The organism is Caballeronia sp. (genome assembly GCF_028292365.1).
Lineage (GTDB): Bacteria > Pseudomonadota > Gammaproteobacteria > Burkholderiales > Burkholderiaceae > Caballeronia.
The window spans coordinates 1-16,199 of record NZ_JAQGMM010000459.1 but is presented as its reverse complement, the minus strand read 5'-3'; the positions used below and the strand labels follow the sequence as shown (position 1 = coordinate 16,199).

The following is a 16,199-nucleotide window of genomic DNA, read 5'->3' as shown; positions in this document are numbered from 1 at the left end:
CTATTGTCGAAGACTTGCAGACGACTGAGACATGGCAATAATTTGATCAGGTTTGCGCGAGATGTGACCCAGCGCTCGCGAATCTTGTTCTCTGGAATCGCGTGACCTTGGTTAGCGACGCGCAAGCGCACGCGTTCTATATGTTGTTCAATGGACGAAAGTCCGCAGAACAGTATGACGACATCGTGAGTATTTGCCGCGTTGGCGAGCATGTCGGGCAGGGTTCTGCCACCCAGGGTGGTTTCGAAAGCGTAGTTCTTGCCATCGGCGATAGCCGCTTCAAGTTGAGCGCGACCGGTCTCCCAGGCACGGCTGTTGGCTTCGGGGGGAGTCATGTTGAACTGCGCGGTTAACTCACGAGCAAAGCTGTCGGGGTTAAACCAGGTGAGGCCATAGTCGACCAACATGGCGCCGCCGACCGAGCTCTTACCGGCGCCGTTGACGCCGGCGAGGACGAAAATGAAAGGCCGCGCTGCCGTACCGCTTGCTGGCATCAGTAAGATGCACCGGCCTTGGGCCGTTTCTTCAGCACACCCTTCGCGTCGAGCAGCGCGTTGAGTTTCTGGCCGGCGTCAGGTTGTTGCAGCACGGCGAGGCGAGCGTTGAATCGGTTTGTCAGCTCATCCAGCGCGATTTGCTCCCGCGCCTTCAGCGCCTGAATCTCTTCCGTGAGCTGTTGGTACGTTCTGGCATCCAGTAGCACCATTTCCACCGCCGAGTGATTGGTGACGGCCACACTGCCTGACTGGTGGACGAGACGCACCATATCCGCCCACTTGTTTTTTACCTGGGAGGCGTTCTGGCGCGGCAGTTCCTGGATGTTGGGCAGTTCGGTGATCACGGTGTCGTTCCCTCAGATCTCAGTAGGGCAATTATGGCAATATTAGCCAATTTGTCAAATAGGCCCTTATTTTGAGCTCCAAGGCGGGTTTCAGCAAGACAACGCCTATAGCCGGCTCGACAATTATCTTACTGAGTTTGAAACAGGGCTCGCGCTGGCGTGACAATGGCCGCTGCTCTTACTTCGCGTTAGCCCGGCGAAACGACGCACCCGTATGTTCATCCGGCAGCTTTGCGCCGCGGTTGAACAACTTCTCGCGCAGGGTGCCATCGGCGTAAGCAGTCTTGTAGACGCCACGTGCTTGCAACTCGGGAATCACCAGGTCGATGAAGTCCTCGTAACTTTCGGGCGTCACAGTACGCGTCAGATTAAAACCGTCGACGCTGGCTTCATCCATCCACGATTCCAGCGCGTCAGCCACCTGAACCGGATCACCAACGATAGTCGTGAACCGCCCGCCGAGTTTCAACTGATCGAGCAGGCGCCGCACGGTCCAGCCGGACTGCCCGTCTGTCACGCGCTGCACCGACGACTCTATGCCGCGGCTCTTGTGACCGCCCGGCGGTGCGAGTTCGTCATCCAGATCGAACTTCGAATAATCGATACCACTGCCAGCCGCAAAGTGCGCCAGTCCCGCTTCGGCGCTCGCGTGGCTCGCGTACTCGGCGAACTTTTCCTCGGCTTCAGCCGTGGTGCGTCCCACCACGACCGTGACGCCCATGAATACCTTGAGACTTGCCGGGTCGCGGCCGGCCTCGGCCGCTTGCTTGCGTAATGCATCGACGAGTTTGCGCGTACTTTCCTTGCTCTGGCTCGATACGAATACGCACTCCGCGTGACGAATTGCAAACGCCTGCCCCCGTCCTGATGAACCCGCCTGGAACAACACGGGCGTGCGTTGCGGCGAAGGCTCGGACAAGTGATAACCCTCTACGTCGTAGTAGCGGCCGTGATGGTTGACCTTGTGGACCTTCTCCGGATTGGCGAACACGCGCGCGCTTCGATCGCGCACGACGGCGTCGTCTTCCCAACTGCCTTCCCAGAGCTTGTACGCGACGTCGAGGTATTCGTCGGCGCGGTCGTAGCGTTCGTCGTGGGCAATCTGCTCGGTGAGGCCCATCGCGCGCGCGGCGCTGTCGAGATAACCGGTGACGATGTTCCAGCCGATCCGCCCCTCGGTCAGATGGTCGAGCGTGGAAAAACGTCGTGCCAGAAGATAGGGCGCTTCGTAAGTCAGGTTCACCGTGACGCCGAAACCAAGATGTTGCGTGACGGCCGCCATGGCGGAAACCAGCATCAGGGGATCGTTGACGGGTAACTGTACGGATTCCTTCAGCGTCAGGTCGACCGACGCCTGATAAACGTCATACGCCCCGACGATATCCGCGATAAAAAGTCCGTCGAACAGTCCGCGTTCAAGCAACTTTGCAAGATCCGTCCAGTATGAAAGCTTTCGGTAATCTTGCGACTGGTCCCGCGGATGCGTCCACAAACCATGATTGATGTGGCCGACACAGTTCATGTTGAACGCGTTCAGGAGGATCTTTTTCTTGCTCATGGGAGTGGCGTGCGAAGGGGAGGCGAGAGAAGGGGAGCGAACGAAGACTACAAAACCGCTTATATGAAGCAGTTTTAGCAGCGTTTCGCCGATAAAGGCAGCCAGAATGCTTGCATAGCGCGAGGGCGTTGCAAACTATTGAATTAGCATTTGCATTCCATGTGGGATCCCGAAGAGCGGAAACGCCGACGCCGAGGAGCGCAAGCCGGCAGCAAACCCGAAATAAACCTGCTGCCTATCCGCAAGAAAACGGATTTGCCTCCAACGGGCGCGTCCGGTAAGGTGACGCTTCCACCATGCAATCGCATGGGCAGTGCGTTGTACCCATCTTTGAGAAAACAGAAATGAACAAGCAAGAACTCGTTGACGCCGTGGCGTCCGCCACCGGTACGAGCAAGGCCGCCGCCGCGGAAGCTATCGATGCATTTATCTCGACCGTCACGCAAGCCGTTGTCAGCGGCGACAGCGTTCAGTTCGTCGGTTTTGGCACCTTCAGCACCGGCGCACGCGCCGCGCGCACGGGCCGCAACCCCAAGACCGGCGATACCATCCAGATCGCTGCCGCAAAGACGGTCAAGTTTACCGCCGGTAAAGCGTTCAAAGACCTCGTCAATCAGTAAGATTGACGAACGCGTCCTTGCCGGGTTTCCGAGCAAGGACGCAATCGAGCGGCGCTTAATTTCTTCTGAATTTTCTTCCGGTCTTCATCAGAAGAATGCGCCGCATCGATCCAGCTTCAGGAAACGCGCGCGCTGCCAGGCTGTTATAAATTCACGCCGCGCGCTGCCAGGTTGCTATAAAGCGCACGTACCCCGAACGTCCATGGCGTAATTTCCGTCGATAAACGCACGGTGTTGACGATCGCGCCCAGCGACGGCGTCGAGATAGTCACCACGTCGCCCAGATGATGCGTGAAGCCGCCACCCGGCGTGTCGCGATCCTTGATCGGCGAAAACATCGTGCCGAGAAACAACATGAAGCCGTCCGGATACTGATGGTGCGCGCCATGCGTCTGCGCAACCAGGTCCGCCGGATCGCGGCTGATCTCGCGCATGTGGCTGACCCCGTCCAGCACAAAACCATCGTCCGCGCCTTCAATGCGCAGCGATACGCTCGCCTGGCGCACGGTGTCGAGCGTGAACGTGCCGTCGAACAGCCGCACGAACGGACCGATCGAGCATGAACCGTTGTTGTCCTTCGCCTTGCCAAGCAGCAAAGCGGAGCGGCCTTCAATGTCGCGCAGGTTCACGTCGTTGCCGAGCGTCGCACCCACGATTCCGCCCGCGCTATTCACGGCCAGCACGATTTCCGGTTCGGGGTTGTTCCACTTCGAAGTCGGATACAAGCCCACGTCCGCACCGAATCCAACCGAGGACATGGGTTGTGATTTGGAAAATACTTCGGCATCCGGACCAATTCCGACTTCCATGTATTGCGACCACGCACCGCGCCGCTCCAGTTCGGCCTTCAATTTTGCCGCTGCTTCGGAACCGGGTTTTATCTTCGACAGATCCGCACCGATCAACTCGTTGATCATCGAGCGGGTTTCCTGCGCCTTGCTTGCATCGCCGCCCGCATGTTCCTCGATCACGCGTTCAAGCAGGCTCACCGCGAACGTCACGCCGCACGCCTTGATCGCTTGCACGTCGCACGGCGCGAGCAAATGCAGTGCGCCGGTGGATGAATCGAGCGACGCATTTATCAGCGCATCGACTGAGCCAAGTGACTCCCCTGAAGCGTGGCGCGCGATCTCTACGGCATCGTCGCGATCGAAAAGATCGGCGGTGGTGGCGACCGTTGAGGTGATGTCGACCACTTCGCCGCGCCGCACGACGATCACTGATGGTCCGTTGACCGGCGCGGGCCGCCAGACGCGGCCGACCAGCAGCGCGTCGTCAAGGTCGGAGGGGAGGTATGCGTGAGGCATGTTGTGTGTCTCCAGAAGTTTCAGAAGGATCACGGCCGTGTGTCCGCGCGCCTTAGTGGTTGTGCCGCGATTCGCCGCGCGTCTCGACAATGTTCAGGTATAGCGTGGCCGGTTCGAGGCATGCGCCGCTGCCTTGCTGCCCGACCATGCTCCGGTAGATCTCTTCCCATGGTGTCATGTTCTTCAGCACGGGCGGCTTCCAGGCGGCGCGGCGTTGAGCAAGTTCAGCGTCGGGGATCATCAGGTCGACCTTGCGCGTCTTCAGGTCGATACGGATCTTGTCGCCCGATACAAGCAACGCAAGCCCGCCGCCAACGGCCGCTTCCGGTGACACGTTGAGAATGGACGGACTCGCCGACGTACCGCTCTGACGGCCATCACCGAGCGTCGGCAAGGTATCGATTCCCCGCTTGAGCAACGCTGCCGGCGGCTGCATGTTGACCACTTCCGCGCCACCTGGAAAGCCGACCGGACCGCAGTTGCGAATCACAAGAATCGAGCGTTCATCGACACCGGTTTCCGGGTCTTCAATACGCGCGTGATAGTCCTCCGGGCCTTCGAACACGACGACCTTGCCCTCGAACACATCGGGATGATCCGGGTCGGCGAGGAAGCGCTTGCGGAACGCCTCGTCGATCACGCTGACTTTCATGACGGCGCTGTCGAAGAGGTTGCCCGACAGCACGACATATCCGGCCGACTCTTTCAACGGATTCTCATACGCGCGAATCACTTCGCGATCGGGCGTGGGAACAGTGACCAGGTCTTCGCCCAGCGTGCGGCCAGTGACCGTACGTACGTCCGGGTTCAGGCGGCCCGCACCGAGCAGTTCCTTCATGACGGCCGGCACGCCGCCTGCCCGATGAAACGCCTCGCCAAGGAAACGTCCAGCGGGCTGGCAGTCCACCAGCAACGGGACCTCGGGGCCCAGCCGCTGCCAGTCTTCCAGTGTGTGATCGACACCCATGTGGCGCGCGATCGCGATCATGTGAATGGGACAATTCGATGAAGCACCGAGCGCGGCCGCGGCGACCACAGCGTTCTCGAATGCGCCCTGGGTCATGATGTCCGACGGACGCAGATTCTCCGCCACCATGCCGACGATACGCTTGCCGGTCGCATACGCCATCCAGCCTCGTTCGCGATGCGGCCCGGGAATCGCCGCGCAACCGGGCAGCGACATGCCGAGCGCTTCAGCAAGCGAGTTCATTGAGAGGGCCGTGCCCATGGTGTTGCAATGTCCGACCGAGGGCGCGGAAGAAGCCACCATGTCCATGAAACCGGGGTAGTCGATCTCGCCTGCGGACAGGCGTTTGCGCGCGTCCCAAATGACTGTGCCGGAGCCGGCGAGTTTGCCGTGATACCAACCGTCGAGCATCGGTCCGCCCGACAGCACGATGGCGGGAATGTTGACCGTGGCGGCGGCCATCAGGCACGCGGGCGTGGTCTTGTCGCAACCGGTGGTGAGGACCACGCCGTCGATCGGATAACCGTGCAGGATTTCAACGAGGCCGAGATAAGCGAGGTTGCGATCGAGGGCAGCAGTGGGGCGCTTGCCGGTTTCCTGGATCGGGTGAACAGGGAATTCGAGCGGAATGCCGCCCGCGTCGCGGATGCCATCGCGAACGCGGGTCGCAAGCTCGAGATGATGGCGGTTGCAGGGGGCGAGATCCGAACCCGTCTGCGCGATGCCGATGATCGGCTTGCCTGACTGCAGCTCTTCGCGCGTGATGCCGTAGTTCATGTAGCGTTCGAGATAGAGCGCGGTCATGCCCGGGTTGGAAGGATCGTCGAACCAGCGGCGGCTGCGCAGACGCGGTGTTGTCGTGTCGTTTGTATCAGTGGGGTTAGATGAGGTCATAAGCTTGAATGTCTCAGGTTGTTTTTAGGGGAACCGCTGGGCGGCTTAGAGTGCGTCAGTGCGCGTCAGTCCGTGTATCCGGTAAGCAGCGGTTCGCTGTTGAAGAACGTTTGTAGATTGTCTCGAACGGCGCCGGCCGCTGCCGTACGGGTTTCTACTGTCGCGCCGGATCTGTGCAACTGCAGCATGACGTTATGGAATTCGGCGAAAGCCCGGATCAATCGATGGCTCATTCCAGAATACATCGAGTGTCGCATCGCTGAGGCGGCGTTCGCTTGCGCATGGTCTCTCCTCATGCTAAATTGGTTCTCAGTTGTTACCGGTAACAGTATCAAACGGATACCGGGATGTCCAGAATAAAAGAGACATGAAAGCGGGCACCGCCGACGTGATATTGGACGCAGCTTGAGAACGTAGATGCATAAAAAGGCATAAAAAAGGCGCAAGCCAAATAATCAGGAGACAGAAGTGAATTCTCATCCATCAACGCTCGCGAGCGATCCGGTACCGTCGGGAAACGAGCACGCCGATACCGCAACGCCACCCGTTTCTGCACACCAGTTGCAACGCGCAACGCTCACAGGCGCGGTGGGAAGTGCGCTCGAATACTACGACTTTGCAATCTATGGTCTCGCGTCTGCGCTCGTGTTCGGTCATATCTTTTTCCCATCGCTGGGCGCGACTGCGGGCTTGATGGCGAGCTTCGCTACTTATGGCGCGGGGTTCCTCGCGCGCCCTTTCGGGGGCTTGTTTTTCGGTTCAATTGGTGATCGGAAGGGGCGCAAGTTCGTGCTGCTCGTGACTATTGCCATCATGGGCGCATCGACGACGTTGATCGGCTGTCTGCCGGCCGGTTCATGGGGCGCGGTGCTACTGGTGGTGTTGCGGCTTGCGCAAGGTTTCGGTGCCGGTGCCGAACAGGCCGGCGCATCCACGCTGATGGCCGAAGTCTCGCCGATCAAGCGGCGAGGCTTCTTCGCGGCGTTGCCGTTCGTCGGCGTGTTTGCCGGGCTGGCGCTTGCGACGTTCACGTTCAGCACCATGCAAAAGCTGCTTGGCGACGAAGCGATGCTTTCATGGGGATGGCGTGTGCCGTTTCTCGGGAGTGTCGTATTGATCGGCGTTGCAATCTGGATTCGCCTGCGACTGCGTGAAAGCCCGGTGTTCGCGAAGCTGGAAGCATCGCGGGAAGTGATTCGTTCACCGATGAAAACCGTCATTGCCACTGCGCGCCGGCCATTGCTTGCCGCCACCCTGATGCGCTTTGCCGAGCAGGGCGGATCGACCATCTACAACACGATCGTGATTGCGTTCCTTGGCGGTTTTGTAGCCACAAAGATCGGCGTGCCGCGGGGTCAGTTGGCCGCGATAGGTACGACAGGGGCGTTGATCGCGAGCATCGTGAGCATTGTCACCACGCCGTTGTTTGGTGCGCTGTCAGACCGGATCGGACGTCTCACGGTTTATCGTGGCGGCGCGATTTTCCTGCTGATCTGGTCGGTGCCTTCGTGGTGGATGATCAGCACGGGAAATCCGGTCTGGGTCACCGTTTCAATGGTGGGTGGTCTGGCGTTCGGCGCGAACAGCATGCTCGGCGCGCAGTGCGCGCACTTCACCGAACTCTTCGGCAATCGTTATCGCTATTCAGGCGTGGCGCTTGCGCGCGAACTGGGTGCGGTTTTGTCGGGTGGCATTGCGCCTCTGCTCGGTGTCTATCTGATCGGTTTGTCGGGCGGTGCGTTCTGGGTGATGGGCGTGTATATGGCGGTGCTATGTTTGTTGACGCTGGTCGGCACGTTCCTTTCTACCGAGACACGCGAGCGTGATCTGACCTTGCTCAACGACGCCGTGGGCAAGGGCAGCTAAAGCATTCAAGCGCGTCTCGCGGCCCAATCCGCGCCGGCTCGCGCTGTATCATGCGAGCGTCATTCAATGAGACCAGGCGAGTCAATGTCAGAGTTTATGCCGACGATGGCAGACGTCGCGCGCGAGGCCGGCGTATCGAAAATGACGGTGTCGCGCGTGCTGGCCGACCGCGACGTATCCGTAGCCATGCGCGAGCGCGTGCTCGCGGTGATCGAGCAACTGGGGTATGTGCCGGACGCATCGGCGGGGACGCTGTCGTCCGGGCGTTCACCGTTCATCGTGGCACTGGTGCCATCCATGTCGAGTTCAAATTTCGCGGACACCGTCCATAGCCTGAACGCGGCGGTGACGGCGCATGGCCTGCAACTCCTGCTCGGCGATACCGACTACGACCCGAAGCAGGAGGAACAGCTTCTGCGCGTGATGCTCGCGCATCGACCGGAAGGCGTGATGTTAACCGGCTCGTTTCACACCGTTGCCACGCGAGCAATGCTTAAGCGTTCGAAGGTTCCGGTTGTCGAAACATGGGACGTACCGCGCACGCCGATCCAGCAGGCGGTGGGATTTTCGAATATTGATGCCGCATGCGAAATGATGCGGCATCTTCATGAACGCGGGTATCGGCGGATCGGGTTTATCGGTGGTGCGACCCGGCTTGACCGTCGTGGGCTGGACCGGCAGACGGGTTATCGCCAAGGCTTGAAACTGTTCGGGCTGGGTGAGCCGCGAGTGATTCAGCATGGTGGTTCACCCGTGACCATGAGCCATGGCGGCGAGGCGTTTTCGCGATTGATCGAGGCATGGCCCGATACCGACGCCGTAATGTGCGTGAGCGATATGTCAGCGTTCGGCGCGCTGATGGAATGTCATCGGCGCGGTATTCCGGTGCCCGGGAAGATGGCGGTCGCCGGGTTCGGAGATTTCGAAGTGTCGCGATATTGCTATCCGAGCATTTCCACGGTGGCGGTCGATCCGCATTCGATCGGGCGGATTGCCGGCGAGATGTTGTTGGCCGCGGCCGCTGCTCGCAAGAGCGGATTGGAAGGGCTCTCGGAGAAGCGGCGAGTGGCGTTTCAGTTGGTTGTGAGGGAGAGTACCTGAGGGCGGTTTTGTTCAGATGGAAGAACGACACGCTTAGTGCTCTCAACCCCATATCGCGCAAACTCAGCCTACGTTACAAGGTCTTGAATACCCTGCAGGCATCCTGATTTGGGTGTTACTCTCGCTGAATCAAATGCCCACTGCTTTGACCGGCTGAAGAGGAGTGGTAATGAAAAGTAATCTTCATACCACGGAGAACAGGCTATTGGGTCTTCTCCCCGAGGCGGAATGCGCATGTCGGAAAACGCAACGGGTGCCGGTTGAGGCGACATTGGGACTGGTGGTGTACGAGCCTGATGACCACATCGACAACGCCCATTCAGACGGCGGTCGAAGACGCAAGCTTCGAGCGTTTCTATCTCTGTTTTTATCCCTGCTTCTATCGTGCTGGCTGAGCACCGCGTTTCCGGCGCAAAAGCCGGAATCCACCCATTCCACGCAGGCTAGCGCGAAGGCCACGCAGAAGAGCGCGAAGGCAACTCACCATGCCGGTCTTGACCGAACCGGCAAAACACGCAAGGGCAAGGCCTCGTACTACGGTCAGAAGTTCTACTCAAAAAAGATGGCTGACGGTACGCCCATGAATCCGCAGTCCAATGTTGCCGCGAGCAAGACTCTGCCGCTTGGCACCAAGGCCCGGGTCACGAATCTGGAAAACGGCAAAACCGACGAGGTGGAAATCAGGGATCGAGGCCCCTACGTGAAGAATCGAATTGTTGACGTGTCGCCCAAGACCGCCGACAAGCTCGGTTTGAAAGAGAATGGTACCGCCCCCGTCGAAGTCAAGCCAATTGAAGTTCCGCAGCCCGACGGTAGCGTGAAGCCCGGCACAGGTGCAGCGGATACCGGCCGCGGCAAGTCCTCGGTCGACGTGCAGAATAGCCAGCCCTCTCATTGAGCTGACGGAGCAATGACCACGGGACGTTGCTCGTCATTGGGCCGGTGAAACCGGCTTCATGAACGGATGGTCATCGCGGTATTGGAGCAGTTGGCGTGACGAAGCGACGCAAGTCCTTCCACGGTATGGTTACGTCGAGAATTCCCGCTGCCATTGGGCCGGCGTCGCCCGGGTTGAAGGAGATAACCAGCCCGGGCTTGGTGAAAGACCATGCTGCTGGATCGCGCACGTCCTTGTTGATCCGGTCGTTGAGGTCGGCATCGCCGTCGGCATTGAGCACCTCGGATGCACGGTTCGCCAGAAATGACGCCCACGGGGTTTCCGGCCGGAACAGGTCCGCCGCTTTGAGCCGGTGCAGAGTTGGCGTAAGCAGATAGGAGAGGTTGTTCATGTCATCGGAGCCGGCGGCCAGACCGCATAGCTCGTAGTGCAACATCTTGACGTTGATGAAGCCGGGTGTCGCAGACTGAATCTTGAAGTCCACCACCTGTTCGGCGGCAGTATCAGGGTCTCCAAAACACCAGTTCGCTTGCGCCGCGGCCGCCTCGTGGACGATCGCAGCGTTCCATTGTTTTGCCACGGCGGAAAGCGGCTGATCGATTCGCGGCAAGCCCGTATGCTGCTCCAACGGAATACCGGTTGAATCCTGTTTCCCGATCGATGCGTAATGATCGTTTCGGCTGAACACGAAAGGGCCCGTGGCAACGGCGGCGCTGCGCAAATCGTCGAGCCGGTCGTCATACTGCCGTCGCATGCACGAGGTCGGGCCCTCAGCTCGTTTGCTATCGAGACACAAGCGTTGTACGACTTTAAGCCACTGCTCCTGGCCGGCGCGCAGAATGGTTTTGCCTGGTTCGGAAAGCGATGCCAGTGCGCCGTCGTAGCGTTGCGCCATTGCCGAATCCCGCGCCGATAGCTGCGGATCCGCGCATACAGTTCTCTCGAAGTTCGTTCTTGCCTTACCGCAGTCAAAGCTTGCCGCGCTCGTGATCGACGGCACCAGACAGACAATCGAAAAGCCGATGATCAATGAACAACGTCTATAGGCCAACAGAATGATCGTTCGCATCAGTGCGTTCGTTAATGGAATTGGAGCGTGTACGGAAGAACCGGCAAGACGCCGGTCGAGTACGTGAGTGCGTCTCTTAAACCGGATAAACTCGCACTGCTTGCTGCAAGCGACACGATCATACGACACGAAGGCGAAGCGTTATTGTGATAAGTGAATAGGGGTGTGCCGGATTGCAATGGGAAGCGCCTGCCGCTGGGGCCGCAACGGTGAGAGCGGCAATGCACTTGCCTACAACGATCAAAGGAGATTCGCTTGCGTAAGATTGCCGGCCTGACGGGCCTGATAGCACTTGTCCTTATTGCCCAAAGCGTTACTGCTGCCGAAACGAGATGTGGCTGGATCGAAAATACCATGCCGTCCAGCCTGACGATAACGGACCGCGACGGGTCCTGGGACTTGGCAACAATTGACTGGCAAGCCGATGGTTTCGACCACGTTCCCTCGACGAATCGTGGCGACACGTGCGGTTGCATTACTGGTGTAGCCGACCAGCAGTCCAAGCGCATCACGAAGGTACTGGGCGGAAAATTGCTGCCCGTGGCGACCTGCCAGCGCGACAAGAGCCTGAAGTGAGCCCCTAGATTGCGTACGTTAAGCCGCCCGACATGGTCAACGTGGTTTGCGTCATGACCTGGCGAAACTTTAGGCTCAGACGCCCCGGCATTCGAGAGCATATCGGCGCTGACAATCTCTCGTCATCGACAACACTCCTCTTGTTTACGTCTTGATAGACTTGCACTTCCAAAAAGAACCCGGGGAAAACGCGTGGGCCTCGACGAATACTACAGGCGGCTGGAACTACCAGACACGGCGTCGCCAGCAGACGTCACACGTGCTTATCGAAGGCTGAGAGCAAAGTACCACCCGGACCGCAACAAGGGGAGCGAATCCATAGTCAAGCCGGTGTTCAAGCGCGTTCAGGAGGCGTTCGAGATACTGATCGGCAAGCGTGAGCCGCGGGTGTCCAGCCCGGCGGCGGCTCCGGCCGGGAGCCACGCCAAAGCTGCTCCGTCACGCAGACACCGCGGCCCGCCGACGCGCGGCGCGAGCTGCCTGATCAGACTCTTTGTGCCGCTCGAAGCCGCGATCCATGGCGGCGAGGTCGAAGTGAGCTACCCGGTAAACGGGCCATGCCGCCAATGTCAGGAAAGAGTCTCGCAGTGCGCGCGTTGCGGCGGCAGCGGCCAGTCGGTCTCGGGTACGCGCTGCAGCGCCTGCGTGGGGACCGGGCGCCCGCTGGCGAGTGACTGGTGTTCAGCGTGTCTCGGCACGACTGTCATGACCTACCGGAAGTCCGAGACAGTCAGGATTCCTCCGGGTGTGTGGGACGGTCAGCGTCTCGTGGTCGAAGGCGCGGGCCATCCCGGACCCAATGGCGGTCCGCCGGGTGATGCCACCTTCTCGGTCGTGATTGCGTGCGGCTCGGCCTTTCGTCGCAACGGCTTGAACCTCGCTTGCGACGTTCAGGTTGATTTCGTGACCGCCACGCTCGGCGGCAGCTTCGAAGCGCAAATCCTGGGCTGCGGGTTGCGGATCACGATTTCGCCGAACGCGCACCCGGGCAGCACGATCCGTCTGCTCAGGCACGGTCTCACGGACCGTAACGGCTCGCGCGGCGACCTGACACTGCAACTGGTACTCACGATGCCGGCTGCGGTTTCACATCTGACCGACAACGAGCGACAAAGGCTACGTGAGATGTTTGCGGACGCGGAGCATCGGGCGGCGCAGGCAATTCCGCCACGCTCGTAAGACAATCATCTTCTCAGGCCGCTAATAGCGCGCTTTGATAATTATTAGGTAACCTTAGCAATATAAAACGCTCTCTCGAAGAGATAGATGCTGCTTGATGACCTCGCCGTTGCCGGTTCAGACGGCACATTGCGCGGTGGCACACGGCGAACAAGCAGGGTTTCGAGCCTGTGCCGCTACACCATTTTGTAGCAGCGCCAATCGCATCCAGGCCTTCCAGGGAAGCGCCCCCGTCTGATCGACTTCGCGCACACGGGCTTGCTGCCGACGCGCCACTGCCCATTCACTCGACAAAAGTTTTCATATAACATGCAAACCGGATAACCTGAAAACGATCGACTGAAACCCTGGACCCCCGTGACAAAAGCGCTAACCCTGACCCAGCAAGTCGCCCAGCAAATGACCGGCGATATCCGAGATGGGGTTTACCCGATCGGCACCAAGCTCCCGTCCGGCAAGGATCTGGCCGTGCGCTTCGGCGTCAGCCAGTCGGTGATCCGTGAAGTCACGGAGCGCCTGCGCTCGAATGGCCTGATCGACAGCCGTCAGGGCGCGGGTTGTACTGTTAAGGCTCGCACGGAAACAGGCGGTTTCCGCGTCCCCCACGCGGTCGGCGCGGACCGGGCGGACCTGGCGGACGTCTACGAGCTGCGGCTCGATCTGGAGGGCGCAGCGGCGGCGCTGGCGGCTGTGCGCCGGACTGAAGCCGACATCGACGCACTGGCGGCCATTCTCAAATCGCTCGCCGATAACCTCTACACGCCGGACCACGCGGTGGAACTGGATATTGCGTTTCACGTAGCGATCGCCGATGCCACCCACAACCGCTACTACGTCGATCTGCTCCAGTACCTCAACCTGCAGATCCGCCAGGCGGTGCAGACGGCGCGCACGCATTCGCTGGCGCGTCAGCGCCTGCCTGATGAAGTGCACCGTGAACACGTCCGCGTCTTCGAAGCGATTTGTGCCGGCGATCCCGTAGCTGCGCGTATCGCCGCGACCGCGCATCTGCAGAACGCAGCCGCCCGCCTGAACCTCGCGATTCCCGGCCGCGACGCGCTCAATAGCGTCGCACCCCTAAGCACATTGACGAACGAATAAATGACCGACACCTCTTTCCCCCAACGTCTGATCGACAAGCTTGGACCTGACGCTGTCATCACGGCTTCCGACGACATCGCACCGTGGCTGTCGGACTGGCGCGGCATGTACACCGGCCACGCTCAAGCGGTCGTGCGCCCGTCGAGCACCGAAGACGTTGCAGCAGCCCTCGCACTCTGCTCGGAGGCGCGTGTGCCGGTTGTACCGCGCGGCGGCAACACGGGCTTGTGCGGCGGCGCCACGCCCGACGCCAGCCCCGCTAACGTGATCCTGAGCCTGGACCGGATGCACGCCGTTCGCAGTATCGATACGATCGGCAACACGATGGTCGCCGAAGCCGGTTGCATTCTCGGCAACTTGCGGCGAGTCGCTGCCGATGAACACCGCCTGCTGCCGCTCAGCCTTGCCGCCGAAGACTCGTGCCAGTTGGGCGGCAATTTGTCGACGAATGCGGGCGGCGTGAATGTCGTTCGCTATGGCATGACACGGGAACTGGTGCTCGGACTGGAAGCGGTCCTGCCGAACGGCGAGATCTTTCACGGCCTGCGCACACTACGCAAGGACAACACCGGTTACGACCTGAAGCAATTGCTGATCGGCGCGGAAGGTACGCTCGGCGTTATCACCGCCGCGGCGCTGCGGCTTTATCCGCGTAACGACGTGCGTGTGGTCGTGCTGGCGGCTGTGAACTCGTCGCAACAGGCGCTCGATCTTTTCGAACTCCTGTTCGAACGCGGTGGCCCACGCATGCAGGCGTTCGAATTTTTTACGGCCGAATGCCTGGACATGGTGCTCGAACAAGTCGATGGCATGCGTGCGCCGTTCGTCGACCGCCATCCGGCTTACGTGCTGATCGAACTCGCCGATACCGTCGATGAAGCCGCGTTGCGTGAGCTCGTTGAGACGGTGATTGGCGAGGCGCTTGAACGTGAGTTATGTGTGGATGCTGCGGTATCCGAATCAATTGCACAAGTGAACAGCATGTGGCGGCTGCGCGAGGAAATCTCCGAAGCGCAGCGCGCCGATGGTCCGCATGTGAAGCATGACGTCTCGCTGCCGATTGCTTCCATTCCCGCGTTTCTTGCCTCGGCGGGTGCGCGCATCGACAAACATCACTCCGGCGTGCGCCTGATCGTGTTCGGTCATTTCGGCGACGGCAACCTTCACTACAATCTCTCACGCCCGGTGGGTGCGCCGCGCGATTTCTTCAAGCTTCATGGGGAGGGATTGACGGCAGAAGTGCTGGACGAAGTGGCGCGCTATGGCGGCAGTATCAGTGCGGAACATGGTATTGGACAACTCAAGCGCGAGTATTTCAGCCGCTATAAAGATCCGCTGGAGATCCGGCTTATGCGCGAGATTCGCCATGTCTTCGATCCCCACGGCATCATGAATCCGGGCAAGATTTTCTGATAAAACACGGGCGTCCGGTAACCAACGCGAGCGCGCGTCGAAACGCATCAATACGATAAAAGCACGTCCTGGCCAGCGGCGCGCTGGCTATGCATTGCCGAAAGACGCACGCCGTCGCGACAACCTCTTTGGCGTCTACCCAGGCGACTGTCTATCCCGTGAACACGTTCGGTCGATACCCTCGTGGCGACATCGGGTACGGACTCAGCCTGCGCGCGCCGCAATCCACCTTGCTGCCCATCGATCCGCGGCATTGATAGCCTCCGGAAATCACGCCTCACTCCGGGGCTGAACTATTCAAGCCACCGATTCAATCCCCTATTACGTGTACTCCAGTGCGCCAGCGCGCCCCGTCATGGGGAAAAGCCGCCCTTGACACGGATATTCGCACGCTTTAATCTTGTTCTCATCAAAAGAACGATGTTCTCTCCAAAGCAATACGTTAAGCGTTGGCAGAACATAACAGGGTTCGCTGAAAGAAGCCCCGGATATAGGAGACTGTTCGATGGAAATGTCCCATGCGCCGGGCGACCGTGCGCTGCTCAATCGCGTGCTTTGGCGGGTGATGCCAATTGTCATGCTGATGTATTTGATCGCGGTTATCGACCGGCAAAATGTTGGCTTTGCGAAGCTTCAGATGGTCCATGCTTTGAGCATGAGCGAGGCGGCTTACGGCCTTGCATCGTCGCTGTTTTTCATCGGCTACCTGGTCTTCGAGGTGCCTAGCGCGCTGGCCGTGCATCGGTACGGCGCGCGCATCTGGTTCGCCCGGATCGTCCTGACGTGGGGTCTGCTGACCATCGTGCTGG

15 protein-coding genes are annotated in these 16,199 nt (G+C 59.8%); 9 read left to right on the top strand and 6 right to left on the bottom strand.

Annotated features, from left to right (window positions below; all coding sequences use genetic code 11):
• The 3 genes from JWR14_RS26980 to JWR14_RS26970 form a co-directional block, all read right to left on the bottom strand.
• Positions 1 to 494: AAA family ATPase (locus tag JWR14_RS26980; RefSeq protein ID WP_299714758.1), on the bottom strand; the 494-nt coding region annotated here is incomplete at its 3' end.
• Complete coding sequence (locus tag JWR14_RS26975) at positions 494 to 841, bottom strand: type II toxin-antitoxin system Phd/YefM family antitoxin (RefSeq protein ID WP_299714755.1); 348 nt, start codon at positions 839 to 841, stop codon at positions 494 to 496. The genes JWR14_RS26975 and JWR14_RS26980, both read right to left, overlap by 1 nt.
• 178 nt (positions 842 to 1,019) lie before the next feature.
• Positions 1,020 to 2,399 (bottom strand): LLM class flavin-dependent oxidoreductase, encoded by a 1,380-nt coding sequence (locus tag JWR14_RS26970; protein WP_299714752.1) that lies wholly within the window; start codon positions 2,397 to 2,399, stop codon positions 1,020 to 1,022.
• Positions 2,400 to 2,695: 296 nt separating this feature from the next.
• Here JWR14_RS26970 and JWR14_RS26965 point away from each other — a divergent pair, with 296 nt between their 5' ends.
• Positions 2,696 to 3,019 (top strand): HU family DNA-binding protein, encoded by a 324-nt coding sequence (locus JWR14_RS26965; RefSeq protein ID WP_299714749.1) that lies wholly within the window; start codon positions 2,696 to 2,698, stop codon positions 3,017 to 3,019.
• A gap of 143 nt (positions 3,020 to 3,162) precedes the next feature.
• On the opposite strand, the gene JWR14_RS26960 is transcribed toward JWR14_RS26965, so the two are convergent.
• Both JWR14_RS26960 and JWR14_RS26955 read right to left on the bottom strand, forming a co-directional pair.
• Positions 3,163 to 4,326 (bottom strand): fumarylacetoacetate hydrolase family protein, encoded by a 1,164-nt coding sequence (locus JWR14_RS26960; protein ID WP_299714746.1) that lies wholly within the window; start codon positions 4,324 to 4,326, stop codon positions 3,163 to 3,165.
• A gap of 52 nt (positions 4,327 to 4,378) precedes the next feature.
• Positions 4,379 to 6,187: an IlvD/Edd family dehydratase gene (locus JWR14_RS26955; RefSeq protein ID WP_299714743.1), complete on the bottom strand. Its 1,809-nt coding sequence runs from the start codon at positions 6,185 to 6,187 to the stop codon at positions 4,379 to 4,381.
• Between the two features lie 468 nt (positions 6,188 to 6,655).
• Between JWR14_RS26955 and JWR14_RS26950 the strand changes: the two genes are divergently transcribed.
• The 3 genes from JWR14_RS26950 to JWR14_RS26940 all read left to right on the top strand — a co-directional run bounded on the left by JWR14_RS26950 (position 6,656) and on the right by JWR14_RS26940 (position 10,052).
• Positions 6,656 to 8,053, top strand: a complete 1,398-nt coding sequence (locus JWR14_RS26950) for an MFS transporter (protein ID WP_299714740.1) — start codon at positions 6,656 to 6,658, stop codon at positions 8,051 to 8,053.
• 105 nt (positions 8,054 to 8,158) lie between these two features.
• Positions 8,159 to 9,154, top strand: coding sequence for a LacI family DNA-binding transcriptional regulator (locus JWR14_RS26945; protein WP_299714761.1), 996 nt, complete (start codon positions 8,159 to 8,161; stop codon positions 9,152 to 9,154).
• A 169-nt stretch (positions 9,155 to 9,323) separates the two neighbouring features.
• Positions 9,324 to 10,052, top strand: a complete 729-nt coding sequence (locus JWR14_RS26940) for a septal ring lytic transglycosylase RlpA family protein (RefSeq protein ID WP_299714737.1) — start codon at positions 9,324 to 9,326, stop codon at positions 10,050 to 10,052.
• A gap of 70 nt (positions 10,053 to 10,122) precedes the next feature.
• Here JWR14_RS26940 and JWR14_RS26935 read toward each other — a convergent pair whose 3' ends face one another.
• Positions 10,123 to 11,121 (bottom strand): DUF3298 domain-containing protein, encoded by a 999-nt coding sequence (locus tag JWR14_RS26935; protein WP_299714734.1) that lies wholly within the window; start codon positions 11,119 to 11,121, stop codon positions 10,123 to 10,125.
• Positions 11,122 to 11,376: 255 nt separating this feature from the next.
• Here JWR14_RS26935 and JWR14_RS26930 point away from each other — a divergent pair, with 255 nt between their 5' ends.
• The 5 genes from JWR14_RS26930 to JWR14_RS26910 all read left to right on the top strand — a co-directional run.
• Positions 11,377 to 11,697 carry a DUF4087 domain-containing protein gene (locus JWR14_RS26930; RefSeq protein ID WP_299714731.1) on the top strand — a complete coding sequence of 107 codons (321 nt, stop codon included), beginning with the start codon at positions 11,377 to 11,379 and terminating at the stop codon, positions 11,695 to 11,697.
• A 192-nt stretch (positions 11,698 to 11,889) separates the two neighbouring features.
• Positions 11,890 to 12,876, top strand: a complete 987-nt coding sequence (locus JWR14_RS26925) for a DnaJ C-terminal domain-containing protein (RefSeq protein ID WP_299714727.1) — start codon at positions 11,890 to 11,892, stop codon at positions 12,874 to 12,876.
• Between the two features lie 357 nt (positions 12,877 to 13,233).
• On the top strand, positions 13,234 to 13,977 hold the full coding sequence (locus JWR14_RS26920; protein WP_299714724.1) for a FadR/GntR family transcriptional regulator: 744 nt from the start codon (positions 13,234 to 13,236) through the stop codon (positions 13,975 to 13,977).
• Positions 13,978 to 15,390, top strand: a complete 1,413-nt coding sequence (locus tag JWR14_RS26915; RefSeq protein ID WP_299714721.1) for an FAD-binding oxidoreductase — start codon at positions 13,978 to 13,980, stop codon at positions 15,388 to 15,390.
• A 505-nt stretch (positions 15,391 to 15,895) separates the two neighbouring features.
• The coding region (locus tag JWR14_RS26910) for an MFS transporter (RefSeq protein ID WP_366144605.1) at positions 15,896 to 16,199 on the top strand (304 nt) is incomplete at its 3' end.